The 26,339-nt window shown below is 66.2% G+C and carries 25 protein-coding genes; 14 read left to right on the plus strand and 11 right to left on the minus strand.

Annotated elements, in window-relative coordinates:
• Both ACLBYA_RS07090 and ACLBYA_RS07095 read left to right on the plus strand, forming a co-directional pair.
• Positions 1-800, plus strand: an 800-nt coding sequence (locus tag ACLBYA_RS07090) for a DUF222 domain-containing protein (RefSeq protein ID WP_447708676.1), incomplete at its 5' end; no start/stop codon positions are given.
• Between the two features lie 38 nt (positions 801-838).
• Positions 839-2,026 (plus strand): CaiB/BaiF CoA transferase family protein, encoded by a 1,188-nt coding sequence (locus tag ACLBYA_RS07095; protein WP_447708677.1) that lies wholly within the window; start codon positions 839-841, stop codon positions 2,024-2,026.
• Here the strand turns inward: ACLBYA_RS07095 and ACLBYA_RS07100 are convergent.
• The 6 genes from ACLBYA_RS07100 to ACLBYA_RS07125 are packed head-to-tail and all read right to left on the minus strand — an operon-like array spanning position 2,003 to position 8,687.
• Positions 2,003-3,454 (minus strand): class I adenylate-forming enzyme family protein, encoded by a 1,452-nt coding sequence (locus tag ACLBYA_RS07100; RefSeq protein ID WP_447708678.1) that lies wholly within the window; start codon positions 3,452-3,454, stop codon positions 2,003-2,005. The genes ACLBYA_RS07095 and ACLBYA_RS07100 overlap by 24 nt on opposite strands.
• Positions 3,447-4,889 (minus strand): class I adenylate-forming enzyme family protein, encoded by a 1,443-nt coding sequence (locus ACLBYA_RS07105; RefSeq protein WP_447708679.1) that lies wholly within the window; start codon positions 4,887-4,889, stop codon positions 3,447-3,449. The genes ACLBYA_RS07100 and ACLBYA_RS07105 overlap by 8 nt, the downstream gene beginning before the upstream one ends.
• Positions 4,882-6,309 carry a class I adenylate-forming enzyme family protein gene (locus ACLBYA_RS07110; RefSeq protein ID WP_447708680.1) on the minus strand — a complete coding sequence of 476 codons (1,428 nt, stop codon included), beginning with the start codon at positions 6,307-6,309 and terminating at the stop codon, positions 4,882-4,884. Before ACLBYA_RS07110 ends, ACLBYA_RS07105 begins: the two co-directional genes overlap by 8 nt.
• Entirely contained in the window at positions 6,309-7,082 is a 774-nt protein-coding gene (locus ACLBYA_RS07115; protein WP_447708681.1) for an enoyl-CoA hydratase/isomerase family protein, read from the minus strand. The genes ACLBYA_RS07110 and ACLBYA_RS07115 overlap by 1 nt, the downstream gene beginning before the upstream one ends.
• A complete protein-coding gene (locus ACLBYA_RS07120) occupies positions 7,082-7,882 on the minus strand; it encodes an enoyl-CoA hydratase/isomerase family protein (RefSeq protein ID WP_447708682.1) in 801 nt (266 codons plus the stop codon). The genes ACLBYA_RS07115 and ACLBYA_RS07120 overlap by 1 nt, the downstream gene beginning before the upstream one ends.
• 10 nt (positions 7,883-7,892) lie before the next feature.
• Positions 7,893-8,687, minus strand: a complete 795-nt coding sequence (locus ACLBYA_RS07125) for an enoyl-CoA hydratase/isomerase family protein (protein WP_447708683.1) — start codon at positions 8,685-8,687, stop codon at positions 7,893-7,895.
• 90 nt (positions 8,688-8,777) lie between these two features.
• Here ACLBYA_RS07125 and ACLBYA_RS07130 point away from each other — a divergent pair, with 90 nt between their 5' ends.
• The 3 genes from ACLBYA_RS07130 (at position 8,778) to ACLBYA_RS07140 (ending at position 11,665) form a co-directional block, all read left to right on the plus strand.
• Positions 8,778-9,548 (plus strand): FadR/GntR family transcriptional regulator, encoded by a 771-nt coding sequence (locus ACLBYA_RS07130; RefSeq protein WP_447708684.1) that lies wholly within the window; start codon positions 8,778-8,780, stop codon positions 9,546-9,548.
• Positions 9,538-10,416 (plus strand): enoyl-CoA hydratase/isomerase family protein, encoded by an 879-nt coding sequence (locus ACLBYA_RS07135; protein WP_447708685.1) that lies wholly within the window; start codon positions 9,538-9,540, stop codon positions 10,414-10,416. Before ACLBYA_RS07130 ends, ACLBYA_RS07135 begins: the two co-directional genes overlap by 11 nt.
• Positions 10,417-10,489: 73 nt before the next feature.
• On the plus strand, positions 10,490-11,665 hold the full coding sequence (locus ACLBYA_RS07140) for a thiolase family protein (RefSeq protein ID WP_447708686.1): 1,176 nt from the start codon (positions 10,490-10,492) through the stop codon (positions 11,663-11,665).
• Here the strand turns inward: ACLBYA_RS07140 and ACLBYA_RS07145 are convergent, their stop codons facing one another.
• Positions 11,666-12,382: a TetR/AcrR family transcriptional regulator gene (locus ACLBYA_RS07145; protein WP_447708687.1), complete on the minus strand. Its 717-nt coding sequence runs from the start codon at positions 12,380-12,382 to the stop codon at positions 11,666-11,668.
• Between the two features lie 190 nt (positions 12,383-12,572).
• On the opposite strand from ACLBYA_RS07145, the gene ACLBYA_RS07150 reads away from it, so the two are divergent.
• From ACLBYA_RS07150 to ACLBYA_RS07185, 8 genes are all read left to right on the plus strand, one after another.
• Positions 12,573-13,334 carry a crotonase/enoyl-CoA hydratase family protein gene (locus tag ACLBYA_RS07150; protein ID WP_447708688.1) on the plus strand — a complete coding sequence of 254 codons (762 nt, stop codon included), beginning with the start codon at positions 12,573-12,575 and terminating at the stop codon, positions 13,332-13,334.
• Positions 13,335-13,338: 4 nt separating this feature from the next.
• Complete coding sequence (locus tag ACLBYA_RS07155) at positions 13,339-14,136, plus strand: SDR family NAD(P)-dependent oxidoreductase (protein WP_447708689.1); 798 nt, start codon at positions 13,339-13,341, stop codon at positions 14,134-14,136.
• 112 nt (positions 14,137-14,248) lie between these two features.
• Positions 14,249-15,085 (plus strand): enoyl-CoA hydratase, encoded by an 837-nt coding sequence (locus ACLBYA_RS07160; protein WP_447709061.1) that lies wholly within the window; start codon positions 14,249-14,251, stop codon positions 15,083-15,085.
• Positions 15,078-16,328: an amidohydrolase family protein gene (locus ACLBYA_RS07165; RefSeq protein ID WP_447708690.1), complete on the plus strand. Its 1,251-nt coding sequence runs from the start codon at positions 15,078-15,080 to the stop codon at positions 16,326-16,328. Before ACLBYA_RS07160 ends, ACLBYA_RS07165 begins: the two co-directional genes overlap by 8 nt.
• 5 nt (positions 16,329-16,333) lie before the next feature.
• The gene (locus tag ACLBYA_RS07170; protein WP_447708691.1) at positions 16,334-17,950 is read left to right on the plus strand and encodes an acyl-CoA synthetase; all 1,617 of its coding nucleotides are present in this window, start codon (positions 16,334-16,336) and stop codon (positions 17,948-17,950) included.
• Positions 17,947-18,804: an amidohydrolase family protein gene (locus ACLBYA_RS07175; RefSeq protein ID WP_447708692.1), complete on the plus strand. Its 858-nt coding sequence runs from the start codon at positions 17,947-17,949 to the stop codon at positions 18,802-18,804. Before ACLBYA_RS07170 ends, ACLBYA_RS07175 begins: the two co-directional genes overlap by 4 nt.
• Entirely contained in the window at positions 18,804-19,850 is a 1,047-nt protein-coding gene (locus tag ACLBYA_RS07180) for an acyl-CoA dehydrogenase family protein (RefSeq protein ID WP_447708693.1), read from the plus strand. Before ACLBYA_RS07175 ends, ACLBYA_RS07180 begins: the two co-directional genes overlap by 1 nt.
• Before the next feature lie 2 nt (positions 19,851-19,852).
• The gene (locus ACLBYA_RS07185) at positions 19,853-21,028 is read left to right on the plus strand and encodes an acyl-CoA dehydrogenase family protein (RefSeq protein ID WP_447708694.1); all 1,176 of its coding nucleotides are present in this window, start codon (positions 19,853-19,855) and stop codon (positions 21,026-21,028) included.
• Positions 21,029-21,141: 113 nt separating this feature from the next.
• Here the strand turns inward: ACLBYA_RS07185 and ACLBYA_RS07190 are convergent, their stop codons facing one another.
• The 3 genes from ACLBYA_RS07190 to ACLBYA_RS07200 all read right to left on the minus strand — a co-directional run bounded on the left by ACLBYA_RS07190 (position 21,142) and on the right by ACLBYA_RS07200 (position 24,045).
• Positions 21,142-22,374 carry an amidohydrolase family protein gene (locus ACLBYA_RS07190; RefSeq protein ID WP_447708695.1) on the minus strand — a complete coding sequence of 411 codons (1,233 nt, stop codon included), beginning with the start codon at positions 22,372-22,374 and terminating at the stop codon, positions 21,142-21,144.
• Positions 22,375-22,465: 91 nt separating this feature from the next.
• Entirely contained in the window at positions 22,466-23,611 is a 1,146-nt protein-coding gene (locus ACLBYA_RS07195; protein ID WP_447708696.1) for a thiolase family protein, read from the minus strand.
• Positions 23,608-24,045: a Zn-ribbon domain-containing OB-fold protein gene (locus tag ACLBYA_RS07200; RefSeq protein ID WP_447708697.1), complete on the minus strand. Its 438-nt coding sequence runs from the start codon at positions 24,043-24,045 to the stop codon at positions 23,608-23,610. The genes ACLBYA_RS07195 and ACLBYA_RS07200 overlap by 4 nt, the downstream gene beginning before the upstream one ends.
• Positions 24,046-24,133: 88 nt before the next feature.
• On the opposite strand from ACLBYA_RS07200, the gene ACLBYA_RS07205 reads away from it, so the two are divergent.
• Positions 24,134-25,663, plus strand: a complete 1,530-nt coding sequence (locus ACLBYA_RS07205) for an aldehyde dehydrogenase family protein (protein ID WP_447708698.1) — start codon at positions 24,134-24,136, stop codon at positions 25,661-25,663.
• Here the strand turns inward: ACLBYA_RS07205 and ACLBYA_RS07210 are convergent.
• Positions 25,660-26,337, minus strand: a complete 678-nt coding sequence (locus tag ACLBYA_RS07210) for a TetR/AcrR family transcriptional regulator (protein WP_447708699.1) — start codon at positions 26,335-26,337, stop codon at positions 25,660-25,662. The two genes, ACLBYA_RS07205 and ACLBYA_RS07210, sit on opposite strands and share 4 nt — an antisense overlap.
• Positions 26,338-26,339 lie beyond the last annotated feature (2 nt).

Consider the following 26,339-nt stretch of genomic DNA (forward strand, 5'->3'; position numbering starts at 1 on the left):
CTGATGGTGTGCCGAGCTTTGATGATCTGCCCGAGTTCAGGACTTTTGATGATCTGGCCGACCGGATGGACGCCGTGGCGGGTGCCGACGCCAGGACTCCTCGGCCGAGTATTGATTTCGAGGCGTTGGCCGATCGCGCTGCGGTGCGTGACACCCGCACGCCGGCCCAACGACGCCACGACGCCCTCAAAGTGATCCTGCGTGACACGATCGCTTCCGGGCGTCTCGGCCAGCACGGTGGACTGCCGGTCACTGTGGTGGTCTCCACCACCCTCAAAGAGTTGGAATCCGCCGCCGGGCTCGCGGTCACCGGCACCGGCACCCTGCTGCCGATGTCCGACCTGCTGCGCCTGGCCGAACACGCCCACCATTACCTGGTCGTGTACCGGCAGAACACCGCTGAACCGCTCTACATGGGTCGCTCCAAACGCCTGGCCACCAAGGCTCAACGGCTGCTGCTCTACAACCGTGACCGCGGCTGTACCCGGCCGGGCTGCACCCGCTGTGCCAACCTCACCCAGGCTCATCACGCCGATCCCAGCTGGGCTCACGGCGGTTACACCGATGCCCCGACTCTGGCTCTGGGTTGCGGACCGGACAACCTGCTGGCCGAACTGGGCTGGACCACCAAGATCGACCCCACCACCGGCCGCGCCCGCTGGTACCCACCACCGCTCATGGACACCGGACAAGACACCATCAACCACCACTTCCACCCCGAAGAACTCCTCGGGAAGTCCCCTGGCGGACACGATGACTCCGAAGAACCACCCGAGCCGGACGATGACGCCATACTGTAATACTTACAGTCGGTAACTCGACGGATTGGGGTCCGGTCATGGCAGGGGTGCTCGACGGGATACGCGTCCTCGATTACGGCCGGTTCATCGCCGCTCCCTGGTGCAGCGCGATCCTGGCCGATATGGGAGCCGATGTGCTGCGTGTCGAGAAGCGCGAGGGCGGCGAGGATCGCTGGGTACAGGCGGTCACCGACGGCGGCGAGGGTGGCACCTTTCTGCAGTGCAACCGCAACAAGCGTTCCCTCACATTGGATTCCACCAGCGCCGAGGGTGCCGAGATCACCCGTCGACTGGTGGCTCGCGCCGATATCGTGATCGCCAACATGCCGGCCGCCGGGATGCGGGCCAGCGGACTGGACTACGAAACGCTCAGAGCCGTCAAACCTGACATCATCCTGGCCAGTGCCACGGCCTACGGCGACGGTGGACCCTATAGCGAGAAGGTCGGATTCGACGGCGCCGGCCAGGTGATGTCCGGTGCGGTGTATCGACAGGGCCTGCCGGACCAACCGATCCGCACGGTGGTGCCGTACACCGACTTCGGTACGGCGCTGACACTGACCATCGGCGTCATGATGGCGCTCTACCACCGTGACCGAACCGGTGAGGGCCAGCATGTCGAAGGTGCGCTACTACCCACCGCGCTGATGCTGTCGAACGCATTCCTGATCGAGCGGGAACTGCTGCAGAAGGACAAGCCGCGGATGGGCAACAAAGGGGCGTCCGTGGCACCCTGCGATCTGTACCGCACCGCCGACGATCAATGGGTGCTGTTGCAGGTGGCCGGCCAACCGATGTTCAAGCGCTGGTGCCGCCTCATGGGCCGGGAGGAGTTGTTCGAGGATCCACGGTTCGCCAACGACGACAGCCGTTGGGAGAACGGCGATGTGCTCAACGACATCATGGCCGACTGGTGTGCCGACAAGACCAAGGCGCAGGTCCTCGATCTGCTGGAGAAGGCGAAAATGCCCGCCGCACCGTTGCATTCCACCCAGGACGTGCTCGAGGATCCGCATATCGAGGCGATGGGCTACCTGAAACGTGTCGCCTTTCCCGGGGCCGCACGTGACGTGCCCATCATCGAGACGCCATTCCGGATGTCGGCCACCCCCGGCAGCATCCGGCACCGGGCGCCGCTGCTCGGCGAGCACACCGACGAGGTGCTCGGCGAGATCGGCTACGACGCAGCGCAGATCTCGGCGCTACGTGACAACGCCATTGTCTGACAGCATCGTCCGCAGCGTCTGCTTGTCGACCTTGCCGGTGGCTCCGACCGGTAGGTCGTCCGTCCGCAACCACACGGTCGGCACCTTGAAACCACTGATCAGCTCCTTGGTTACGGTGCGCAGCGCATCGATCGGTAGCGCCGTCACCACCGCCGCGCCGACGCGGCCGCCGATATCGACGACGCCGGCAGCCCGCACCCCGTCGATCGATCGCAGGGCATGTTCCACCTCACTCGGATACACGGTCGCACCGCTGACCTTGAACATGTCATCGCAGCGCCCGTGGTAGAACACGAAACCGTCATCGTTGAGGCGGCCCAGGTCTCCCGTGCGATAGAAGCCGTCGACGGTGAAGATGTCCTCCCGGGAGCGGCGGCAGATACCGCGCAGCGTGTGCGGCCCGCGGATCTCGATCTCACCGATCGGGCCGTCGCCGGCGATCCGCAGCTGCATTCCATCGAACGGTTTTCCGCAGCTGCCCCAGGATGATTCGGGCATGTCGGTGTCGGCGGGATAGCCGCAGTAGGGCCCGAATGACTCGGTCATCCCGAACAGGTTGGCACGCGCACCGGGCGCAGCCCGCAGTTCCGGTGGCAACAGCGCCTCCAGGCTGCCGACGCGCAGATCCGGCAGCGGGTTGGACAGGTGTCGGGCCAGCGTCACCGCCTGATCCGGCCAGCCCCGAAATAGGGTGACTCGCTCGCGGCGCAACAGCTCCAACGTCGATTCAGGCTGCGGTATGGGTTCGGTGACCAGGGTTGCCCCGGCCAACAGTGCAGACAGGATGCCGGCCCCGAATCCGCCCACCCAGAAGAACGGCATCGGCAGATAGAGTCGGGTGTCGGCAGTGATACACCGCGCCGCCAGCCCGGATTGCACCGCACCCAGCGCACTACCGTGCGAGTGCAGCACACCCTTGGGAGCGCCGCTGCTGCCCGAGGTGAACATGATGACCATCGGGTCGGCCGGACGAACTTCCGGCAGCACAGCGGTCCCGGTGAGCGCCAGCACGTCGTCGGGGCGCCACGTGCGGCGCAGCGAGGCTACCGGGCCCGGGACGTAACGCCGCCCACGGAACTCCTCGACCGCGATCAGATGCTGGACCGATGCGGTGCGCAGTTGCTCGGTGAGTTCGGTGGTCGTCAACAGGGTGCTCAGCGGTACGAGCACCGCGCCCATGCGGGTGACGGCCAGGGCGATGCGCACCCAGTTGACACCATTGGGCATCAGCAACCCGACGCGGGTGCCCTTCGAGATTCCCGCGGTCATGAGCCCGGAAGCCAATGTTGCGGTGTCCGTGTCGAGTTCGGTGTAGCTGATCCGGTCCTCGGGGTCGATCACCATCGGCTTTGTCGTCCCGCCGTGCGTCCGCAGCAGGGCGTCGATCGTGTCAGAGCGGGATGTTCGCTCGCAGGCTCGCTCAGTCATCAAAGAGCAGCCTCAGCGCCGGAACGTCGACCTTCCCGCTGGACATCATCGGCACATCCGCCGGGTGGCAGACCACGTACCGACGCGGAATCTTGTACACCGACAGAATCTCCCGCAGTGCTCGACGCAGGGCTTCGGTATCGACCGGGTGATCGCTGACGACGACCGTCGCCACGATCTGTCCACGTTCGGCATCGGGCAGACCGAGCACGTGCGCGGTGAAACCCAGTTCGGCCAAAGCCTTCTCGACTTCACCCGGAGTCACATTGGCACCTGCGGTCTTGATCATCGCCCCGGCACGGCCCAGGTAGTACAGATACCCGTCGTGGTCAACACGCACCAGATCGCCGGTGTGGAACCAGCCGTCGGCGTCGAAGCATTCCTCGCGACTGCGGCCGTAGTAGCCCTGCATGACATGCGGCCCGCGGATGCACAGCTCCCCGGTGTCGAGCACCCTGGTCTCGAATCCTGGTGCGGGCCGCCCGTAGCTGCCGCGCCGGGCTTCGGACTGATCGGTTTCGTCACCGTCGATCAGCAGCACGCTGCCGGCCTCGGTCATGCCCAGCATGTTGTGCCGAAGCTCCGGATCTCGGGGACGAGTATCGGCCGCCATGATCGGGTAGAGGTTGCCGCGCCGGGCGGTGAACCGGCGGTCGGGATAGCTCGGATGCCGGGTGAGATGCGCAATGCCGGTGGCGAATCCGTTGGTGATCGTCGGGTGTTCGGCCTCCAACAGATCCAGGGTGGCCCCGGCATCGGTGTTGTTTGAGCACAGCAGGGTGGCCCCGGCCGCGAGGGTGGCCAGCAGTCCGAAGGCGAATCCGCCGATCCAGAAGAACGGTGAATTGCAGAACAACACGTCCGAGGCGGTCAGTCCGCGGACGGTGTTGAGGTTGTGTTGATGTCCGATCAGCCCGGCGTGCGTATGCACGGCACCTTTGGGTGGACCGGTGGAGCCCGAGGTGTAGACGATCGCCAGCGGGTCGCACCCGTCGACGTCGGCCTCGAAGGCGGCCAGCGTCGCGGGCGCGGCGCGGTCGCCGGGCGGGCCGAACAGGATGTGACGCAGACACGGGGTGGCACCGGCCGCAGCCAGCAGCGCGTGAAAGTCACGGTCACGGTATCGGTGTGCCGACAACATGATCGCGGTATCGCTGTCGAGCAGTTGGGTGCGCAACTCCGCCGCGGTCAGGAAGGTCGAGTACGGCACGACCACCGCCCCGATCCGCGCGGCGGCGAGCATGCCCACCACAAAGTCGGGACCGTTGGGATGGAGCAACCCGATATGTGTGCCCTTGCCCGCGCCCAGTGCCAGCAGGCCGCGGGCCAGGTCGGCCGACCGCCGGTCGGCGTCGCCGTACGTGAGGCGCTCGGCATCGCAGCGCAGCAGCGGGTGCTCACCGTGGTCCGCGAGCAGATCGACGATCTCAGGCACAGCTACCGAAATGCTCCCGCACCGCCCCGAGATCCGCCTTGCCCGAGGGGGTCCGGGGAATCGCCTCGACGATCTCGATTTCGGTGGGGATTTCGTAGCGCGCCAGCCGGTCCTGCAGGAACTCGACAAGCTCAGCCTCGTCGGTGCGGCCGTGCAACTCGACCATCGCCACCGGCGTCGCCCCGAGGCGTTCGTCGGGACGCCCGATCACCGCGGCGCCGCGGACAGCGGGATGGCTCTCCAGGGCGGTCCGCACGTCGTCGGGCATCACCTTGAAACCGCCCCGGATGATGGCCTGATCGGCGCGACCGAGAATCCACAGGAAACCGTCCGCGTCGATGCGGGCCAGATCGGTTGTGCGTATCCATCCACCGGTGTTCAGCTGTGCCGGAATGACTTCCAGTAGGCCCTGCTCACCGGGGCCGAGCGGTTGGCCGTCCTCGTCGACGACCCGCAGCTGCGCACCCGGGTTGGCCCGGCCCACGCTGCCGCGCTTGGCCGCCCAGTGCTGCCGATGGTCCGCCAATGTCCACCCGGCCACCCCGCCACCGAACTCGGTGGCGGCATACGAGGTCAGCACCGGGATGCCGAACTTCACGGTGAACGCTTCGGCATCATCGGCGGACAGCGGCGCCGTGCCGGAGGTGACGGCCACGATCCCGGCCAGATCCTCGCGCGTCAGATCCGAGTGCAGCACCATCCGCAGCGCGGCAGGCACCAGGGACACCGCGCGCGGGTGATGTTCGCGAACCGCGGCGGCCCAGCGGGGCAGATCGAATTTCGGTAAGAGCACAAACGGCCGTGCCTCGGCCAGACACAGCAGGATTCGGAACACCCCGCCGACATGGACCAGCGGGGAGTTGACGATGGCGACCCCGCGGCGCAGTTCGGTGGGGTCCGGTGTGTGTCCCATGACGCTGCGGGCCAGCATGTCGTAGGTCAGATCGACACGTTTGGGCGGTCCGGTGGTACCACTGGTGAGCATCCACACCGCTACGCCGGGCCGGCCGGTATCCGCGCCGACGGTCCCGGTCACCGCTGGAGCAGTGTCCAGATCGGTGAGGGTGATCTGTAGGGTGCCCGGCACCGGTGCCACCAGGGTGGCGTGGTCCTCGGCGAGGCCGACGATCACCGGGAGTCCGAGCGCGGTGATATCGGCGCGCGTGCGTTCGTCGCCCCGCGCCGGATTGATCACCACGACGGTTCCGCCCGCCTCCAGCACCCCGAGCAGGGCCGCCACGTGCGTCGGGGTGTTGCGCAGCATGATCCCGACCCGGGTGGGTCCGGTCAGCGTGCCGATCCGTCGGGCCAGGGTGGCCAGTTGCCCCCAGGCGAACCATGCGCCCTCGTACTGCAGTGCCGGCGCGCCCGGGTCCAGATCCAGGACCGCGCCGATGCGCCGCGAAAGCGGATGGGACATCAGCGTATCCGCGGGGTGATCTTGGCCGGCGGCCGTGCCGCCAGTTCGTCCTTGGCGATCGGATTGCCGAGCCGGGTGTAGATCAGGCCATGGTCCATCGCGGCACGGTAGGGCTTGTCGAGCGATTCCCAGATGGCCTTGACGGTGCCCTGGGTGGCGGTGGGTGGTTTGGCGGCGATGGTGGTGGCGATCTCGTCGGCGCGCGCCCACAACTCTTCGCGGGCGACCACCTCGGTGACCAGTCCGATCCGCAACGCGGTATCGGCGCCGACCCGTTCGTCGTTGCCCAGCAGCGCCATTCGCAGGGTGTCACCGAGGCCGATGCGGCGCATCAACCCGATGGGCTCCAGTGCGGACACCAGGCCGGCGCTGACATGTGAGTCGAAGAACGTGGCGTCCTGTGAGCAGATCACCACGTCGGACTCGTTGACGAAGTAGAGCGCGCCGGCGGTGCACATACCCTGCACGGCACAGACCACCGGCTTCCACATCTTCTGCCATTTGGGGCTGAGCAGTTCACCCGGGTCCTCGTGGTTCCACACGATCTCCGGTTGCCCGTAGCTGGATTTCACGTCCAGGCCGGCGCTGAAGGCACGGTCGCCGGCGGCGCGCAGCACCACGGCGTTGATGCCCTCGTCCGCCTTGATGGTGTGCCAGGCATCGCGCATCTCATGGCACATGGCCCGGTTGAAGGAGTTCAGGCTGTCGGGGCGGTTCAGCGTGATGGTGGCGACGCGGGTCTGGTGATCGAGGTCGAGCAGAAGGGTGTCCACTAGCGGGCCTGCCAGTTCGGCGTGCGCTTCTCGACGAACGCCCGAGGTCCCTCGAGCGCATCGTCGGTGCGGGTGACCCGCTCACGGAAGGTCTCGGCGAGAATCTCGCCCTCGTGCAGCGGCAGGTCCAGCGTCTTGTGGATGGCCAGCCGGGTGCCCCGAACCGCCAGTGGCGCATTGAGGTTCACGGTGTCGGCGATCTCGTGGGCGCGTTCCAACAGCCGGTCATGCTCGACGATCTCGGTGATCAGGCCCAGTTCGTAGGCACGCTGCACCGTCATCCGTTCGTGCTTGCCCATCAGGGCCATCCGCAAGGCGACCGATCGGGGCAGCGCCTTGGCCAGTCGGACCATCTCGCGGGCGGCGACCAGGCCGATGCTGACGTGCGGGTCGAAGAAGGTCGCCTTGTCGGAGGCGATGACGATATCGCCGGTGGTCACCCAGTCCAGTCCTGCCCCGCAACAGATCCCGTTGATCGCGACGATGACCGGTTTGGTCATCGTGCGGAACGGGGGCGTGCCCTCCTGGGGTGCCTCCCATTGCTCGTAGGTGGACAGATACGGCCGCTCATTGACGACCTTGCCGTCGCCGGGGATCTCGGTGACGTCGGCGCCGGTGCAGAAGGCGCGGCCGGTGGCCGTGACGATCATCAGCCAGATGTCGTCGTCATCCTCGGCTCGTCGATACGCGTCGCGCAGTTCGGTGATCATGTGCGGGGACAACGCATTGAGCGCATCGGGACGGTTCAGCGTGATGGTCGCCTTGTGACCGTCCACCTGATAGGTGATTGTGTCGTACATCGATACCTTTCTACAAGCCGGTGAAATCTGGGTCGCGGCGTTCCCGGAACGCGGCCAGCCCTTCCTTGAAATCCTTGGTGCGACAGGACAGCTCCAGGTTCGACAGCTCCTGGTTGAGGGACTGGCTCAGGGTCGCGTGCTGCCCATAGGCGATGGCCTGTTTGGCCAGACCGATCGCCACGGTGGGGCCCTGGGCGAGCCGCGCCAGGAGCGCGTCCGCGGCGGCGTCGACATCGTCGGGGGGCGCCGCGCTGTGGATCAAACCCCAGTCGGCGGCCGTGGCGCCGTCGACCTTCTCGCCGAGCAGCAGCATCCGTTTGGCCCGGGCGACCCCGGCCAACCGCGGGAGTAGCCAGGTGGACCCGGAGTCGGGGCTGAAACCGCGGGACAGGAAGGGCTCCCAGAACGTCGCGCCGACGTCGGCCACGGTGAAATCGGCGGCGAGCGCCAGATTGCAGCCCAGGCCGACCGCCCAGCCGCGCACCGAGCACACCACCGGCAGTTGAATGGTGGCGATCAACTCGACGACCCGGTGCGCGGTGTGCGGGATGCGGCGGACCAGGTCCCCGGTGCGCGGACGTCGCTGGTCATTGTTGGTCGACACCCAGTCGGCGCCGGTGCAGAAATCGGCCCCGGCCCCGGTGAGGTGCACGGCGCGCAGCGTGTCGTCGCTGGCGGCGTGGGTCAGTTCGTCGACCAAGGTATCGATCATGCTGTGGCTCAGCGAGTTCCGGCGATCGGCACGATCCAGCATGAGGTGCAGGACACCGTCCGTCCGCGTAGGGATCACCGAACCGTCAGTCACCGGGACCAGACCTTTCCTGAGCCATACAGTTGCCCATACAGTAGGCGATGCGGTTACTATCTTGTACAAGTTAGCAAGGAAAGGTCATCGATGGAAGGACGCGCCCGGCGCATCCGGCAGCCACGGGTTGCCGAGATCGTCGCGTCCAAGCTGCGCGATGACATCCTCTCGGGGCGCATGCGCGAAGGTGACATCCTGCCGACACAGGAGAGCCTGTTCCAGGAGTTCGGGGTCAGTCCGCCGGCGCTGCGTGAGGCCATCCATCTGCTGGAGACCGACGGGCTGATCTCGGTGCGGCGCGGCAACATGGGTGGCGCGGTGGTGCGTCAGCCCTTGCCGGAACGGACCGCACACATGATCGGCATGGTCCTGCAGAGTCGGGCGGCGACACCGGCCGATGTCAGCGGTGCGCTGCTGCACCTGGAGCCCATCTGTGCCGGCATGTGCGCCGCGCGGGCGGATCGCGCCACCGAGGTGGTGCCCTATCTACAGGCCGAGATAGCCAACCAGACAGCACAATTCGGTGACCCGATGCGATATGTGCCGAACGCCCGCCGCTTCCACGAGGTACTCGTCGCGCGCTGCGGTAACGAGCCCATGATCCTGTTGATCGGCTCGCTGGAGCTGATCTGGTCCACCCATGAGTCACGGGTGTGGGCCGACGAGGGTGAGGCCGTGAACGAGAAGACCATGGGTGCCGCCCTGCGTGACCATCAGCGCCTGCTGGATGCCATCACCGAGGGCAACGCCTCCCGGGCGACCAAGCTGGCCACCGACCACCTGTCCGCCGCCCGGCGCACCACGCTGGCCGCCGGGACCGACAAAACCATTGAAGCGAGGCTGATTTCGCATGACCGATGACCGGGTGCTCTTCGAGGTCGACGCCGACAACCGGATCGCCACCATCACGTTCAACAATCCCGAGCGGCGCAACTCCTACGACGCGGCCATGCGCGACGAGATCGCCCGGTACCTCGACATCGTTGCCGATGACGATGACATCACCGTCGTGCTGCTGCGTGGGGCGCAGGGGGTCTTCTCGACCGGGGCCGATATGAACAACGCCTATGGCTGGTATGGCTCGAAGGAGGAGCCCAAGAAGTCCCGGCCCAGCCAACGTCGGCGGCTCACCGTCGATCGCAAATCCTTCGGCTTCTATCACAACTTCATGGGCTTCCCGAAGGTCACCGTGGGGGAGATCAGCGGTTACGCCCTCGGTGGTGGTTTCGAGATGGCGCTGATGACCGATATCTCGGTGATCGCCCGCGACACCAAGATCGGCATGCCGGCCACCCGTTTCCTGGGACCGGCCTTGGGCAGTCTGCACATGTTCTTCCACCGGCTCGGCCCGGTGCTGGCCCGCCGGATGCTGCTGACGGGCGACATCATCGACGCCGGTGCCGTCGAGCAGCTGGGTATCTTCACCGATACCTGCGATGCCGCGCAGGTATCGGCCCGGGCGCGCTACTGGGCGGAGAAGGCAGCCAAGATGCCGGCCGACGGTGTGGTGATCGCCAAGGAGGCCTTCCGGCTCGTCGAGCAGAGTCAGGCGTATCAGGGTGAGGAGGTCGCGAGTTATATCTTCCACGCCTACGGCACCAACCTGCAGTTTTCCCCCGGTGAGTTCAACTTCGTCAAGACCCGGGCGCAGCACGGCACCAAAGAGGCATTCCGCTTACGTGACGAGCACTTCCACGTGCCTGAACCGCACGGCCCAGAGCCTCGGTAGCGAACCCCACATGGTGGCACCTACAGTGGGTGCTACGTTTACATAATCACTGGATATCGTAAAGGCGGTAGTTATGCCCTCACCCGTTATCGTCGGTGCCGCGCGCACCGCCATCGGCCGGTCCTTCAAGGGGACGCTGGTCAACACGCCGCCCGACGCGCTGCTGGGTGCCGTGCTGCCCGAGGTGGTCCGTCGTGCGGGCATCGACCCGGCGGCGATCGACGACATCATCATCGCCGAATCCCATTACGGCGGTGGTGACCTGGCACGCTATGCAGCACTGGTGGCGGGCTTCGAGAATGCGCCGGGCCAGGCCGTCAACCGGCACTGCGCGGGCAGTCTCACCGCCATCGGCAACGCCGCCGCGCAGATCGGCTCCGGCATGGAGCGGGTCCTGGTTGCCGGCGGTGTGCAGTCGCTGTCCATGACGCCGTTGATGAGCCAGCGCATCATCGGGCCGGAGCTCAAGTTCGAGGAGCGGTGGCTGCCGCCCGTCCATGTCGAGACCCCGGATGCCCCGGCCCGCGACATGTCGATCACGGTCGGGTGGAACACCGCACAGTCCTACGGCCTGACCCGCGAGGAGCTCGATGCCTGGGCCGCGCGCTCGCATCAGCGCGCCGTCGCCGCCCAGGATGCCGGCAAGTTCGCCGATGAGATCGTGCCCCTGAAGGTGACCCAGATCGACGGATCGGTCACCGAGTTCAGCGTCGATGAGCATCCGCGCCGCGATACGACGGTCGAGAAGCTCGCCGGCCTCAAGGTCCTGCATCCGGAGATCGAAGGATTCTCCATCACCGCGGGCAACAGCAGTGGCACCAATGATGCTGCCGCTGCTGTCGCACTCGTCGACGACGGGTATGCGGCGGCGGAGAACCTCACCGTGCTCGCCAAGGTGCGGGCCTGGGGCTCGGTCGGTGTCGCCGCGCGCGATACGGGTCTGGGCGGTGTGAAGGTGATCGGCAAAGTACTGGAGAGGGCTCGACTCCGTCCGTCCGATATCGCGCTGTGGGAGATCAACGAGGCCTTCGCGTCGGTTCCGGTGGCCGCGGTCCGCGAGTACGGCCTCGACGAGGAACTGGTCAACTACTCCGGCAGTGGCTGCAGCCTCGGCCATCCCATCGCGGCCTCCGGTGCGAGGATGATCACCACAATGATCTACGAACTGCAGCGTCGCGGCGGTGGCATCGGTGTTGCGGCGATGTGCGCCGGCGGCGGTCAGGGCGGCGGCGTCGTCATCGAGGTGTAGTCAGCTTCGGCGCTTCTTGGGTGCGTCCTCGAGCGTGCGACTCGCATGCTCGAGGATGCAGTCCAGGCCGAACTCGAAGTTGTTCTCGTCCGAGGCGCCGAAACTGTGCCCCTCGCCGGTTACCTGGGCCAGCAGCGGTGCGACCTCCGGATCGATCACCAGGGTCTGGTCGAAGGCGCCGGGGCCGTCCTCGTCGGTCTGGTTCTTCTCGGCCAGGCGCTGCAACACCACCGAACCGCGCACGTGCAGCGTCACCGCCGAGTAGGTGTCGAAGGCGTCCTCGGCGGACAGCCCGGCCTCGACCAGGCCGGCGATCGCCTTCTCCATCTCCAGCACACCGAGCTTGGCGGCGCGTGGGCTCAGCGCGGCCCGGATCAGGATCAGATCGCACAGGATCGGGTTGCCGGTGAACGTCTTTCGCATGGTGCGGGCATGGTTGCGCAGGGTTTCGCGCCAGTCCTTGGCCTCGACATAAGGGGTGGCGAAGACGTATTCGGACAGTGCCCGGTCGGTCATCGCATTGAGCAGATCGTCCTTCTTGCGGAAGTACCAGTAGATGCTGGTGACGCCGACACCCAGGTGCTTGCCGAGCAACGGCATGCTCAGGTTGTCGATGCCGACCTGCTCGGCGAGTTCGAACGCGCCCTTGATGATGTCGTCGGGATTGATCGACCCGCGCTCGCGGCGCTGTCGCTTCTCGGCAACCGGCTTCGCCACAACGGCCACCCTTCTCGCGTCCGGAACTGTGCAGTGAACCGTCAAGCTTACCGGTAGCCATACCGTCGGCACCGATACACGCATTCTCGGTACCGCGATACGCGCCTCTCGGCCGTTTACCGTAATGAATATAGTAATGTTTTCCGGTGTCTGATCTGCCCCCTTTCACTGCCGATAGCGAGGACCGAGAGTGGCCGACGAAATCCTGACCGAGCGCCGGGACCGCACCCTGATCATCACCATCAACCGGCCCGAGGCCCGCAACGCCTTCAACCTGCCGGTGGCGCAGGGCTTGGCCGCCGCGATGGACGAACTCGACGACAGCCCGGAACTGTCGGTGGCGATCCTCACCGGCGCGGGCGGGAACTTCAGTGCCGGAATGGATCTCAAGGCTTTCGCCTCCGGTGAGCTGCCCTATGTCGAGGGCCGTGGCATCGGGTTCACCGAACGGCCGCCGCGCAAGCCGGTCATCGCCGCCGTCGAGGGATATGCACTGGCCGGCGGTACCGAGATGGTGCTCGCCACCGACCTGATCGTGGCCTCTCGGGAGGCCAAGTTCGGTATCCCGGAGGTCAAGCGCGGCCTGGTCGCCGGCGGCGGCGGGTTGTTGCGTCTGCCCCAACGCATTCCGTACCAGAAGGCCCTCGAGCTCGCGCTCACCGGTGAGAACTTCACCGCCGAACAGGCCGCCGAATGGGGTTTCGTCAACAAGTTGACCGAACCGGGTGAGGCGCTCGATGGCGCCCTGGAACTGGCCGAGAAGATCACCGCCAACGGCCCGCTCGCGGTCGCTGCGACGAAGGAGATCATCGTCAGGGCGGCCGAGTGGAGTCCCGCCGAGATGTGGCAGAAGCAGAACGAGATCATGGGCCCGGTGTTCGGGTCCAAGGACGCCATCGAGGGCGCCACCGCATTCGCCGAGAAGCGCAAGCCGAACTGGACCGGCAGCTAGCCCGATGGATCTCGGCTTTGCGGGCGCGGCGACCGTCGTCGTCGGTGGCGGTCGCGGGATGGGTTTCGCGACCGCCCAGTGTCTGGCCGACGACGGTGCCCGGGTGGCGCTCATCGGTCGCACCCGCGAGGTGGTGGAGGCGGCAGCCGCGGACCTGACCCGGCGGGGGAGTCCCGATGCGGTGGCCGTCGTCGCCGACACCGGTGACGACGAGAGCGTGCGGCGCGCCTTCGCCGAGATCGGCGCCCGTTGGGACGGCCAGGTCAATGCCCTGATCAACACCGTGGGCCCCGGCGCCGCCGGCAATTTCGAGGAGCTCACCGACGAGCAGTGGCGGGAGGCCTTCGACGCCGGCCTGATGGGTATGGTGCGCTGTGTACGAGCGGCAATCCCGTTGCTGCGCAATGCCGAGTGGGGTCGCATCGTCAACTTCTCGGCCCATTCGACACAGCGGCAGAGCACCCGACTGCCCGCCTACACGGCCGCCAAGGCAGCGCTGAACAGCGTGTCCAAGAACCTGTCGCTGCAGTTGGCGCCGGACGAGATCATGGTGAACGTGGTCTCGCCGGGCAGTATCTCGTCGGAGGCGCTGCGGGGCTGGGCGGCGTCGGTGGGTGTCGACGGCGACGATCCGTACGCACTCATGTCGGCCATCGACGAGCACTTCGGGCATCCCGCGCACCTGCCGCGGGCCGGCCTGCCGTCCGAGATCGCACCCGTCGCGGCATTCCTGGCGTCGCGGCGCAACTCGTATATGACCGGTGCGAACGTCAACGTCGACGGTGGCAGCGACTTCGTCTGACGGTCATGCCGTTTCGAATCGATTTTCCCTGGTAGTAGCCCACCCTGGGGCTTGCGGAATGTACTACCGATAGGTATACAGTAAGTATGTCCGAATGCAGTTTGCCCCGGTCATGACGGTCGCCGACAGTGTGGGCACCGAGGCGGTGCTCTACGACGTCACCGCCGGCGGCGTCGCCGTCATCACCCTCAACCGGCCCGACCGGCTGAACTCCTGGGGTGCCGACATCTCCCGCGGCGTGTACGCCTCCTTCGACCGCGCGGAGGCCGACGATGCGGTGCGGGCCATCGTGCTGACCGGCAACGGCCGCGGATTCTGTGCAGGTGCCTATATGGGCGCCATGCAGGATCTCGGCGAATCGATCAGTGGCGATACCGATGTCAGCAAGATCGTCGGTGAACGGCACCCGCACTTCCTGACCACACTGCGCAAACCGGTGATCGCCGCCATCAATGGTGCCTGTGTCGGGATCGGCTTGACCCATGCCCTGATGTGTGATGTCCGGTTCGCCGCCGCAGGAGCCAAATTCGCCACCGCCTTCCCGCGTCGCGGTCTGATCGGTGAGTACGGCATCACCTGGATCCTGCCGCGGTTGGCCGGCTGGGGTGCCGCTGCTGACCTGCTGTTGTCCGGACGAACCTTCCTGGCCGAGGAGGCCGTCGAGCTCGGCCTGGTCAAATCGGTTGTCGCACCGGAGGATCTGCTGCCGACCGCGTTGGCCTATGCGGAGGATCTCGCCCGCAACTGCTCACCGACCTCGATGGCGGTGATCAAACGTCAGCTCTACGGCGATGCGAACGACGATGTCGTCGACGTCAGTGGGCGCGCCGAGACATTGATGCACGAGTCCATGGTCCGGCCCGATCTCATCGAAGGCATCACCGCGTTCTTCGAGAAACGCACCCCCAACTTCCCGGCACTGTCACGAAAGGTTGACGAAAATGACTGATACCCCGGAAAAACTGCCGTACCTGGCCGTCGACGTCGACAACCACTACTACGAACCGATCGACGCCTTCACCCGGCACCTGCCCAAGGAGTTCCGCAGCCGCGGAGTCCAGATGGTGCAGGACGGCAAACGTACCCTGGCGATGTTCGGTGGCACCGTCAACCATTTCATCCCGAATCCGACCTTCGACCCGATCATCGAACCGGGATGTCTGGATCTGCTGTTTCGCGGTGAGATCCCCGAAGGTGTGAACCCGGCATCGCTGATGAAAGTGGACCGGCTGTCCGAGCACCCGGAGTATCAGAACCGGGAGGCGCGGCTGGCGGTGCTGGACCGGCAGCGGCTCGAAACAGTGTTCATGTTGCCGACTTTCGCGTGTGGGGTCGAAGAGGGGTTGAAACACGATGTCGAGGCCACCATGGCCTCGGTGCACGCCTTCAACCTGTGGCTCGACGAGGACTGGGGCTTCGAGCGGCCCGACGGTCGGTTCGTCTCCGCACCGATCATCTCGCTGGCCGACCCTGACAAGGCCGTCGAGGAAGTCGAATTCGTGATCGGCCGGGGCGCCAAGTTGGTGTGTGTGCGACCGGCACCGGTGCCCGGTGAGGTGCGGCCACGCTCGCTCGGCGACCCGGTGCACGACCCGGTATGGGCGCGGCTGGCCGAGGCCGGGGTGCCCGTGGTCTTCCACCTGTCGGACTCCGGTTACATGGCGGTACCCGCGCTGTGGGGCGGCAGCGGGGTATTCAAGGGTTTCGGCAAGCGCGACCCGCTGGACATGGTGATCATGGACGACCGCGCCATCCACGACACGATGGCCTCGATGATCGTGCACCAGGTGTTCACCCGGCACCCGAACCTGAAGGTGTGCAGTATCGAGAACGGTTCGTACTTCGTGTACCGGCTCATCAAGCGCCTGAAGAAGGCAGCCAACAATGCGCCGTACCACTTCACCGAGGATCCGGTCGAGCAGCTGCGCAACAACGTCTGGATCGCCCCGTACTACGAGGACGACGTGAAGTTGCTCGCCGATACCATCGGCGTCGACAAGATCCTGTTCGGCTCCGACTGGCCGCACGGCGAGGGCCTGGCCGACCCGACGACCTTCACCGCAGACATTCCGCAGTTCCCCGAATTCAGCTTGGAGGACACCCGCAAGGTCATGCGCGACAACGCCCTTGAGCTGCTCGGCGATGTCAATCGGGTGGCCCCCGGGGTGCGCGACCTGACGGTTTCGGTGTAGCCGCGGTGCCCGAATGGACCATCGGCGCTGTCATCGACGCCATCGCCGAGGCGGTGCCGGACCGCGAGATGACGGTGTGCGGAGACAGGCGGACCACCTTCGCCGAAGGTGCCGAGCGCACCCGTCGGCTGGCGAACTTCCTGATCCGCAACCGATTCGGCGCGCATACCGAACGGCACCAGCTGCACCGCTGGGAATGCGGTCAGGACCGGGTCGCGCTGCTGATGCACAACGACCTGTATCCGGAAATGGTCATCGGGTGCCTGAAGGCCCGCGCGGTACCGGTCAACGTCAACTACTACTACTCGCCGGGCGAGGTCGCCGATCTGCTGTCCTACCTGCAACCCCGCGCCATCATCTACCACCGCTCGCTCGGCGCGAGATTCAAGGGCGTGTTCGAAACAAGCACTGCCGAGCTGCTGATCTCCGTCGACGACGGTGACGGTCCGGACATCAACGGCGCCATCACCCTGGATCAGATACTGGCTCAGGAGGATTCGTCCACCGCACCGGTGGGGCAGCCCGACGACCTGCTGATGATCTGCACCGGCGGCACCACCGGACGGCCCAAGGGAGTCATGTGGCGCCAGGGTGACATCTACGTGTCGTCGATGAACGGTGCCGACCACGAGGACGTCGGCGAGATCCACGCCAAGGTGACGCACGCCGGACCGCCGTGGTTCGCGGTGTCCCCGCTGATGCACGCGGCCGGCATGTGGACGGCGTTCTCCGGGCTGCTGTCCGGGCAGACCGTGGTACTGCACGACACCAAGGCGCGCTTCGATGCCCGCACGGTGCTGCAGACCGCCGAACGCGAGAAGGTCGGCCTGATGACGATGGTCGGCGATGCCTACGCCGCACCGCTGGTCGAGGAACTCGGTCGCAATTCTTACGACCTGTCGGCGATGTTCGCCATCGGCACCGGCGGGGCGGCGACCAACCCGCGGCATCAACGGGCGCTGCTGGAACACATTCCGCAGATCACCATCATCAACGGGTTCGGCTCCTCGGAGACCGGCAACATGGGGTTCGGGCACACTCAGCGCCAGACCGAGACGGCGGACACGTTCCAACTGCGGGACGGTGGCCTGGTGCTGGCCGAGGACTACACCCGGTTCCTGGAACCCGGCGAGGAACAGGTCGGCTGGGTGGCGCGCAACGGCCGGATCCCGTTGGGCTACTTCGAGGATGCCGAGGCCACTGCGCGGACGTTCCCCGAAGTGGGTGGCGAACGGGTGGTGGTGTCCGGCGACCGGGCGGCGCTGGCCGCGGACGGGTCGCTGCGGCTGTACGGGCGCGACTCGCTGGTGGTCAACACCGGCGGTGAGAAGGTGTTCGTCGAAGAGGTCGAGCAGGCTCTGCGGGCGCACGCCGGGATCGTCGACGCCCTGGTGGTGGGCCGTCCCAGCGACCGCTGGGGTGAGGAGTTGGTCGCGATCGTTGCGGCAGGTGCGCCGGTGAGCGCGGAGGTACTACGGGAACACTGTGCAATGACGCTGGCCCGATTCAAGATTCCCAAGGATGTGTTGTTCGTCGAACAGGTCCGGCGTCTGGGCAACGGCAAGGCCGACTACCGGTGGGCCAAAGACCAAGTGGCGCAACAACTGGAGACACTCGCATGAACAAGGTGATCGATTGCCTGGCCAATGTGCACTTCGGTGAGACGGAGAATCAGCCGACCTTCATGAAGAAGGTGCGTGACGATTACTTCAAGGGCCCGAAGTCGATGTACGAGCCGATCGACCTGGCGGAGTTGCTCGACGAGATGGATGCCCACGGTGTCCGCAAGGCCATTCTGATGGACTCGTTGGCCAAACCCTCGGTGACCGCCCGCAAGTTCGTCGAGGCCCATCCGGATCGTTTCGCCTTGGCCATGGGCGGGGTGAATCTGCTGCGTCCCATCCCGTCCCTGCGCGAACTGGAAGCCATCACCCGGGACCTGCCGGTGGTGTACACCGTTGTCGGGCCCAGCTTCTGGGCCGACGGCCAGTACCCGCCGAGCGATGCGGTGTACTACCCGCTGTACACCAAGTGCGCCGAACTGGAACTGCCGCTGTGTGTCAACACCGGGATGCCGGGCCCGCCGATCCCCGGCGAGGTACAGAACCCGATCCACCTGGACCGGGTGTGCGTGCGATTCCCGGAACTCAAGCTGTGCATGATCCACGGTGCCGATCCGTGGTGGGATATCGCGATCCGCATGCTGATCAAGTATCAGAACCTGCGCTTGATGACCTCGGCGTGGTCGCCGAAGCGGTTGCCGGACAGCCTGTTGCATTACATGCGGACCCGTGGACCGAAGAAGATCATCTTCGCCTCCGATTTCCCGGTGCTGCGTATGCAGCGAGTGGTACCGGAGGCACTGGCCCTGGACCTGCCCACCGACGTGCTGGACAACTATCTCTACAACAACGCGGCCGAGTTCTTCTTCGGCGAGACTGCGGACGCGAGGAGCACAAAGGATATGGAGAACTGATGGACCGTTACGAACTGCGCAGGCTGGATTACAGCCTGACCGAGGATCACACCGATCTGCAGGCGGCGTACAAACAGTTCTTCAAGACCTACTGCGATATCGAGACGGTGCGAGCCGCCGAACCGGCCGGTTTCGACAAGAGCCTGTGGGAACGGTTGTGCGGTATGGGGGCAACCACCATGGGCTTGCCCGAGTCCGTCGGCGGGGACGGCGCCACCCTTGTCGACCTGACCCTGGTCGCCGAGGAGATCGGGCGGGTACTGGCCCCGGTGCCGTGGATCGACCATGTGGTGGCGGCGCGACTGCTGGCGCGGCTCGGGGTGCTGGACTCCGCGGAGATCGTGGCCGGCACCCAACTGGTGGCGCTCGATCCTGCGCAGGTGGCGCCGAGCGGTAGCAGGCTGATCCCGGCCGGCTCGATCGCCGACCACATCATCGTCCGCGATGGCGAGGACCTGGTGCAGCTCGGCTACTCGACACGACCGCCCAAGGTCGACAACATCGGCAAGCTGCCGATGGCCTGGGTGGATCCGGCGGCTGCGGACACCCGGACCGTGCTGGCCAGCGGAGTGTCGGCATTGGCCGAATATCAACGGACCCTGGATGAGTGGCGGCTGCTGACCGCATCGGCACTGGTCGGTCTGGTCGAGGAGACCATGACCATCGCCGCGGAGTTCGCCAAGACCCGGTACACACTCGGCGTGCCGATCGGGACACTGCAAGGTATCTCGCATCCGCTGGCCAACATCGCCATCACCGTGCAGTCCGGCCGCGGGCTGGCGCGGCGGGCCGCCTGGTTCCTGGACAACGAACCCGAGGAACGCCCGGAGCTGGCGCCGTCGGCCTATGTCTTCATGGCCGAGGAGGCCGCCAAGGCCGCCACCATGGCCGTGCACGTGCAGGGCGGGCTCGGGGTCTCGGCCGAAGCCGCCGCGACGGCCTACCTGGTCCGGGCACGCGGTTGGGCACTGGCCGGCGGTGACCCCGGCGCCACCGCGGTGCACATCGCCCGGATCGTCACGGCCCGCGAAAGTGTGGAGGCATAACCATGGATTTCTCACTTGTGGACCTGTCCGATGAGGACAAGGCGTTCCAGACCGAGTTGCGTGACTTCCTGGCCGAAATCGTGACCGAGGACGTCATCCGCCACGACCGCGAGACCGGCGACAACTTTCACGAGGGTGTGCATCTGGCACTCGGCGCGGCCGGCTACCTGGAGAAGGAATTCCGGTCCGAGGCGGATGGTGGATTCACTCGGGTGCAGTCGCGCATCTGGGCTCTGGAGCGGCGCCGGGCCGAGGTGCCATGGGTGACCTGGGGAACCACCATCATGATCGCCCGGTCGGTCGCCAAGTTCGGCTCCGACGAGATCCGCGACGATGTGCTACGCGGGGTGTTCGACGGGACCGTCCGGATGGCGCTGGGCTACACCGAGCCCGAGGGTGGTTCCGATGTCGCCACCTGCAAGACACGTGCTGTGCGGGAAGCAGATGGGTCGAGCTGGATTATTAATGGCTCCAAGATGTTCACCACCGGTGCGCACAACTGCAGGTACGTCTTCCTGATCACCAACACCGATCCCGAGGCGCCGAAACACAAGAGCCTCACCATGTTCCTGGTGCCGCTGGACTCACCCGGCGTCGAGATCCAAGGCATCCGCACCGTCGACGGTGACCGCACCAACATCGTCTACTACTCCGATGTCCGCGTCGACGACAAGTACCGCCTCGGCGAGGTCAACGGGGGCTGGACCGTGGTGCGCGAGCCACTCGACGCCGAACACGGGGCGGTGGCCGCCGCAGATGACGGCCTCGCCGACGTGGCGATAATGGCCCACCAGGCCGGGTTCATGGCCGAGGCCGCCGACAATGTCGCCGCGCTGGTCGCACCGCGCATCGACGATGCTTCGGTGGCATATCGGCTGGGCCGCAGCGTCGCCCGCATCGAGGCGTCGCTGTCGGCGCCGAGCATCTTCGGCCGGGTGGCGTTGGCGCAGACCATGCGCGACGTCTCGCCCGACCTGATGGACATCGCCGGATCCGTTGCGGCCCTGCCGATCGGCGCCGACGGCGGTGCCGATGATCGCAGTGAATACGTGTATCGGTTTGCACCACTCGTGGGTATCTACGGCGGCACGCTGGAGGTGTTCCGGAACATGATCGCCCAGCACGTTCTGGGGCTGGGGAAGCCCAACTACTCGCCGCCCAAGGCCAAGGTTTCCTAGCGGCGAGCTGGGGGCACCTCCCGCTTGCGGGGGAACGCAAACTCCCCCAAATCAGCCGGATTTGGGGGAGTTTGCGTCTGCTCGCAAGCGGGAGGTGCCTCCAGCTCGCGGATCTAAAGTTGAGCCAACGCGGGTGGGTTTACCGCGGCCGGGTCCGGGTTGGCGATCGGCAGACCCATGAACCGGCGCGCGTTGTCACCCATGAAGTCATAGGTGCGCCGGACGTCCATCCCCTCGGCGTACTTCCAGAACCCGTTCGGCTCGGCCAGACCCTCGGGATGGGGATAGTCCGATCCGAACAGCACCTTGTCCCACCCGACGGTGTTCACCACATCGGACACACAACCCTCCCAGAACGGGCTGACCCAGATGTTGCGCCGGAACACCTCGTGCGGGTGTTCGGGGAAGTTCTGCGGCATCTTCTTCTGCAGATCCTCGAAATCGTTGAACAGTGGGAAGATCCAGCCGCTGCCGTTCTCGACGCTGGCGACCCGCAGCTTGGGGAACCGGGTGAGGGTGCCGTGGCAGATCAGGGCGGTGATCATGTCCGCGATCTCGCGGTGGCCGAGCACCATCCAGCGGAACGCGCTCTGGGCCATGAAGTTCTGCGTGTACGGCGGCTCCCACTTGCCGACGTACTCGTCGAGCGGCGGATAGCTGGCATGCAGCACGATCGGCAGCCCGGCGGACTCGACATCACGCCAGAACGGGTCGAACTCCGGTAGCGCGGGGGAGCGCCAGCCGTGCAGTCCGTTGACCGGCCCCGGTTTGATCAACGCCACCTTGGCGCCGCGTTCCAGGATCCATTCCAGCTCACGCTGCGCGGCATCGACCTCGGACAGGTTGATGATGGGGGTGGTGAAGACCCGATCCTGGTAGTTGAAGCTCCAGTGTTCGTGGATCCACTCGTTGAGCGCATGCACGATGGCCAGCGTCAGCGCGGGATCGTCGGCGCTGGAATGTTCGACCAGGCTGCCCAGCGTCGGATAGTTCAGGCACTCGGTGACGCCTTGACGGTCGAGTTCCTTGACGCGGGCCTCGGGACTACGGGTCGCCTCGGGCGCCTCGATGGCCTTGCCCTGCATCTCGCGCAGCGTCTGGCCCTCGGTGTTCTCGCCGGCGAAGAACTTCTCGTGGGCGCCGGGTGCGGCGACCCGTTCGAAGGTCGGGTTGGGGATGAAATCGGTGACCCGGTTGTTGATCACCACCCGGGTCTGCCGGCCGAACTGCCCGTACTGGACCGCGCGGCTGTACTTCTCGGGCAGGAACTTGATCAGTGCGTCGGCTGTCTCGTACATGTGCTGGTCGGCATCGAAGATCGGTGCATCCCGGAACTGCTCGGTCATGATGGGCACTGCCTTTCGGGTGTGGCGCCGAGATCGACGAAATGGCCGGATTCACTTGCACTTTCCCGCCCGTTTGTTCGTTTGGGCGGTACTAGAGGGTCAGGACGGTGGCGCCGGCGGTGCCGGGGGCGCCATAGAGTTGCGCGAAGCCGACCCGCGGGTTGCCGGGGACCTGCCGGTCGCCGGCCTCGCCGCGCAGTTGACGCACCAGCTCGTGGATCTGCCGCAGCCCGGACGCGCCGATGGGCTCGCCGTTGGCGATCAGCCCGCCGTCGGTGTTGACGGGCAGCGACCCACTGATTTCGGTGGCGCCGTCGGCCAGCAGCTTCTCCTGATCGCCGTCGGAGCAGAAACCGCACTCGGCCATGTGGATGATCTCCGCACCCGCGTCGGTGTCCTGCAGCTGCACGACGTCGACGTCCTCGGGCGCCACCCCGGCCCTCTCGAACGCGGCGCGCGCGGCGTAGACGGTGGGTGCGACGTCCTCGGTGACGGGGGCGCAGGTGGTGTTCACCTCGTAGGCCCCGTAGCGGCGGGTGCGTACCTCGACGGCACGCAGGTACACCGGTTTCGAGGTGTATTTGTGTGCCAGGTCGGCCCGGCACATCACCACCGCGGCCGCACCCTCGTCGGGGGTGCAGAACATGTATTGGGTCAGCGGGTAGTTCAGCATCGTCGAGTTGAGGATGTCGTCCTCGCTGATCGGCTTGCGGCGGAAAGCGTTCGGATTCAGTACGCCATTGCGTAGGTTCTTGTTGGCCACCTTGGCAAGCGTGCGTTGCGAGATGTTGTGGTCGTGCAGGTACCTGTTGGCCTTCATGCCGAAGAACTGGGTGGTCAGGTACTGGCCGTTCTCGGCGTACCAGGCAGGCATGCCGACCAGTGCCGGGTCCTCGGTGAAGGCACCGCGGGGATGTTTGTCCAGTCCGACGGCGATACCGATGTCGTAGTCGCCCAATCGGATTCCATCGGCACACACCTTGGCCGCGCTGGCCGCGGTCGCGCAGGCGTTGAACACATTGGTGAACGGGATACCCGACAGGCCGACCATACCGACAATGGCGTCCGGGTTGGCGACGGTCCAGCTGCCGCCCGTTGCAGCTTGGATGTGGCGCCATTCGATTCCGGCGTCGGCGACGGCGGCGAAGATGGCGTCGACACCCATCTCCATCGCCGACTTGCCCTCGAACCGGCCGAACGGATGCAGCCCGACCCCGATGATGGCGACGTCGTTCATGAGGATGCTCCCAAGGGTTTGAACGCGAAGGTGACGATCTCGTCGCCGTCGGCATCGGTGGTGAACGGGATCATGGTGAGCTCGACCGGCATGCCGAATTCCAGCTTCGCCGGGTCGTTCTCGGTCAGTCGGCCTTCCACCCGGATGACGGGGTTGTCCTCGGAGCCGAGCTGGACCAAACCGACGCCGAACGGCACAAAATCCTTGCCGGTCGGTCCCCTGTAGGGCGGGCCGGGCGGGAAGCCCTGGGTGGTCCAGGCGATCAGGGTGCCGCGGCGCGGCAGGTGTTCGGGTGTCATCGCGTCGCTGCTGCACGCCGGGCACCGCCGCTGCACCGGGAACGTCGTCGCCGTGCAGTTGCCACACCGACTGCCGATCAACGCGGGCTGAGCTTCCGGCCACGTCGATATGTCCTCTGCCAGTGCTTTCTGCATCCGGCTCTCCTCGCAATCGGTAACTGAACTAGCCAACTGTAATTCTTACAGTATCGTAGCTTCACATCATCGGGAACGGGAGGTCGTCGTGAGTGACGTTGTGGTCGATCAGACGAGCGTGCAGATCGGCCGGCGCGCGGCCGCACGCGCCGAGAAGCGGATGCTGATCGACGGCGAGCTGGTCGAGGCGGCGGCACAGTTCGACAACCACAGCCCGGCAACCGGATTGCTGCTCGGGATCACCGCGGCGGCCGGGCCCGAGGAGATGGGCGCCGCGATCGGCGCCGCACGACGGGCCTTCGATGACACCGACTGGTCGACCAACCGAGCGCTGCGCCGGCGGGTGCTGCTGCAACTGCAGGAGGCCATCGAGGCCGAACAGGAGGAGCTGCGTGAGGAGCTCGTCGCCGAGGTCGGTTGCCCGGTGATGACCACCCAGAACGCCCAGCTCGACTGGCCGTTGGCCGATGCGTTGCGCTACCCGGCGCGCCTGATCGACGAGTTCGAATGGGAACGTCGCCTCGACGGGGGCGGGCTCTTCGGGGAGCGCAACGCGCGCACCGTGGTCAAGGAACCGGTCGGCGTCGTCGCCGCCATCACCCCGTCCAATTTTCCGATCGAGGTGATCCTCAACAAGCTGGGGCCCGCGCTGGCCGCCGGGAACACGGTGGTGCTCAAGCCGGATCCGCACACACCGTGGAACGCGACCCGGCTCGGTCGACTGATCGCCGAGCGCACGGACATGCCTGCCGGGGTGGTCAATGTGGTGCCCACCGCATCCAACGATGTCGCGGGATTGTTGGGCACCGACCCGCGCGTCGACATGGTGTCGTTCACCGGATCTACGGCCGTCGGCAGGCATCTGATGCGGGTCGGTGCAGACACCATGAAGCGCACCTTTCTGGAACTCGGCGGCAAGTCGGCGATGATCGTGCTCGACGACGCCAACCCCGGGCACGTCATTCCCGGCGCCATCGGCGCGTGCGTGCACGCCGGCCAGGCGTGCGCGGCCAACACCCGGATGCTGGTGCACCGCAGCCTGTTCGACGAGGCGGTGGCCAATGTGACCTTGGCATTCGCCGGTGTGCCGGTCGGTGACCCGGCGCTGCCCGGCACCCTGGTCGGACCGCTGATCAGCGCGGCGCAGAAGCAGCGGGTGCTCGACGCGATCGAGGGTGCCCGGCGTGATGGCGCCCAGATCGTGGTGGGCGGCGGCGAACCCGCCGGTCTGCCCGCCCATCTGGCCGGAGGCCACTTTGTCGCGCCGACGGTGGTCGTGGGTGCGGATCCCGCGTCGGCGATCGCGCAGGATGAGGTGTTCGGACCGGTGCTGGTGCTCATCCCGTTCGACGACGATGACGAGGCGGTGCGGTTGGCCAACGACAGCAGTTTCGGACTGGCCGGTGCGGTCATGTCGAACTCACCCGAGCGGGCGATGGGTGTGGCCCGTCGGATCCGCACCGGGGCGATCGGTGTCAACGGCGGTATGTACTACGGCGCCGACGCGCCGTTCGGCGGCTACAAGAACAGTGGTGTCGGAAGGCAGTGCGGTATCGAGGGTTTCGCGCAGTACACCGAGACGAAGACCATCGGGTGGCGACTACCGCGGCAGGACTAGGTCCTTGCGGTAAGGCCCTGAGCGTGGTCGAGGATGCATTCCAGCACGTATTCGAAGTTGATGTCATCGGCCACACCCATCCGGTGTCCACGCTCGGTCGCCTCGGCGATGGTCGGCATGGTGGCCGCGTCGATGATGCCGCGGTCACCGTCGGCGCGTGGGGTGATGCCCGGCATCTTGTCCTGGAGGCGCTCCATGATCACGGTGGCCCGGACGTGGGTGGCGATCGCCGAATAGGTATCGAAGGCATCCTCGGCGGACAGTCCGGCGCGGACCAGTGCGGCGACCGGAGATTCGAGTTTACGGATGGCGCCCTGCACGGCTGCACGTCCGTAGGAACCGCGGATCAGGACGAGATCGCAGAGGATGGGATTGCCGCGGAATGTCTTTCGCATCATGCGGGCGTGGTGGGCGAGCGACTGGCGCCAGTTGCCGGCGTCGATGCTCGATGCGGTGAAATCGTATTCGTCGAGCGCACGGTCGGTCATCGCGTCCAGCAGGTCGTCTTTGCGGCGGAAGTACCAGTAGATGCTGGTGACTCCGACATCGAGATGCTTGGCCAGCTGCGGCATGCTCAGGTTGTCGATCGACACCTCGGCGGCGACCTCGAAGGCGCCGTTGAGGATCTCTTCGACGCTGATCGAACCTCGCTCCCGACGTGTCCTGCGGGCCATGC

This window comes from Mycobacterium sp. C31M (genome assembly GCF_053345865.1).

What these genes read in the sequence shown, in the direction of transcription:
- ACLBYA_RS07095 (WP_447708677.1), top strand. Translation starts at nt 839, where the DNA reads ATGGCAGGGGTGCTCGACGGGATACGCGTCCTCGATTACGGCCGGTTC.
- ACLBYA_RS07100 (WP_447708678.1), bottom strand. Translation starts at nt 3,454, where the DNA reads ATGACTGAGCGAGCCTGCGAGCGAACATCCCGCTCTGACACGATCGAC.
- ACLBYA_RS07110 (WP_447708680.1), bottom strand. Translation starts at nt 6,309, where the DNA reads ATGTCCCATCCGCTTTCGCGGCGCATCGGCGCGGTCCTGGATCTGGAC.
- ACLBYA_RS07120 (WP_447708682.1), bottom strand. Translation starts at nt 7,882, where the DNA reads ATGTACGACACAATCACCTATCAGGTGGACGGTCACAAGGCGACCATC.
- ACLBYA_RS07130 (WP_447708684.1), top strand. Translation starts at nt 8,778, where the DNA reads ATGGAAGGACGCGCCCGGCGCATCCGGCAGCCACGGGTTGCCGAGATC.
- ACLBYA_RS07135 (WP_447708685.1), top strand. Translation starts at nt 9,538, where the DNA reads ATGACCGATGACCGGGTGCTCTTCGAGGTCGACGCCGACAACCGGATC.
- ACLBYA_RS07140 (WP_447708686.1), top strand. Translation starts at nt 10,490, where the DNA reads ATGCCCTCACCCGTTATCGTCGGTGCCGCGCGCACCGCCATCGGCCGG.
- ACLBYA_RS07155 (WP_447708689.1), top strand. Translation starts at nt 13,339, where the DNA reads ATGGATCTCGGCTTTGCGGGCGCGGCGACCGTCGTCGTCGGTGGCGGT.
- ACLBYA_RS07160 (WP_447709061.1), top strand. Translation starts at nt 14,249, where the DNA reads ATGACGGTCGCCGACAGTGTGGGCACCGAGGCGGTGCTCTACGACGTC.
- ACLBYA_RS07165 (WP_447708690.1), top strand. Translation starts at nt 15,078, where the DNA reads ATGACTGATACCCCGGAAAAACTGCCGTACCTGGCCGTCGACGTCGAC.
- ACLBYA_RS07175 (WP_447708692.1), top strand. Translation starts at nt 17,947, where the DNA reads ATGAACAAGGTGATCGATTGCCTGGCCAATGTGCACTTCGGTGAGACG.
- ACLBYA_RS07180 (WP_447708693.1), top strand. Translation starts at nt 18,804, where the DNA reads ATGGACCGTTACGAACTGCGCAGGCTGGATTACAGCCTGACCGAGGAT.
- ACLBYA_RS07185 (WP_447708694.1), top strand. Translation starts at nt 19,853, where the DNA reads ATGGATTTCTCACTTGTGGACCTGTCCGATGAGGACAAGGCGTTCCAG.
- ACLBYA_RS07190 (WP_447708695.1), bottom strand. Translation starts at nt 22,374, where the DNA reads ATGACCGAGCAGTTCCGGGATGCACCGATCTTCGATGCCGACCAGCAC.
- ACLBYA_RS07195 (WP_447708696.1), bottom strand. Translation starts at nt 23,611, where the DNA reads ATGAACGACGTCGCCATCATCGGGGTCGGGCTGCATCCGTTCGGCCGG.
- ACLBYA_RS07200 (WP_447708697.1), bottom strand. Translation starts at nt 24,045, where the DNA reads ATGCAGAAAGCACTGGCAGAGGACATATCGACGTGGCCGGAAGCTCAG.
- ACLBYA_RS07210 (WP_447708699.1), bottom strand. Translation starts at nt 26,337, where the DNA reads ATGGCCCGCAGGACACGTCGGGAGCGAGGTTCGATCAGCGTCGAAGAG.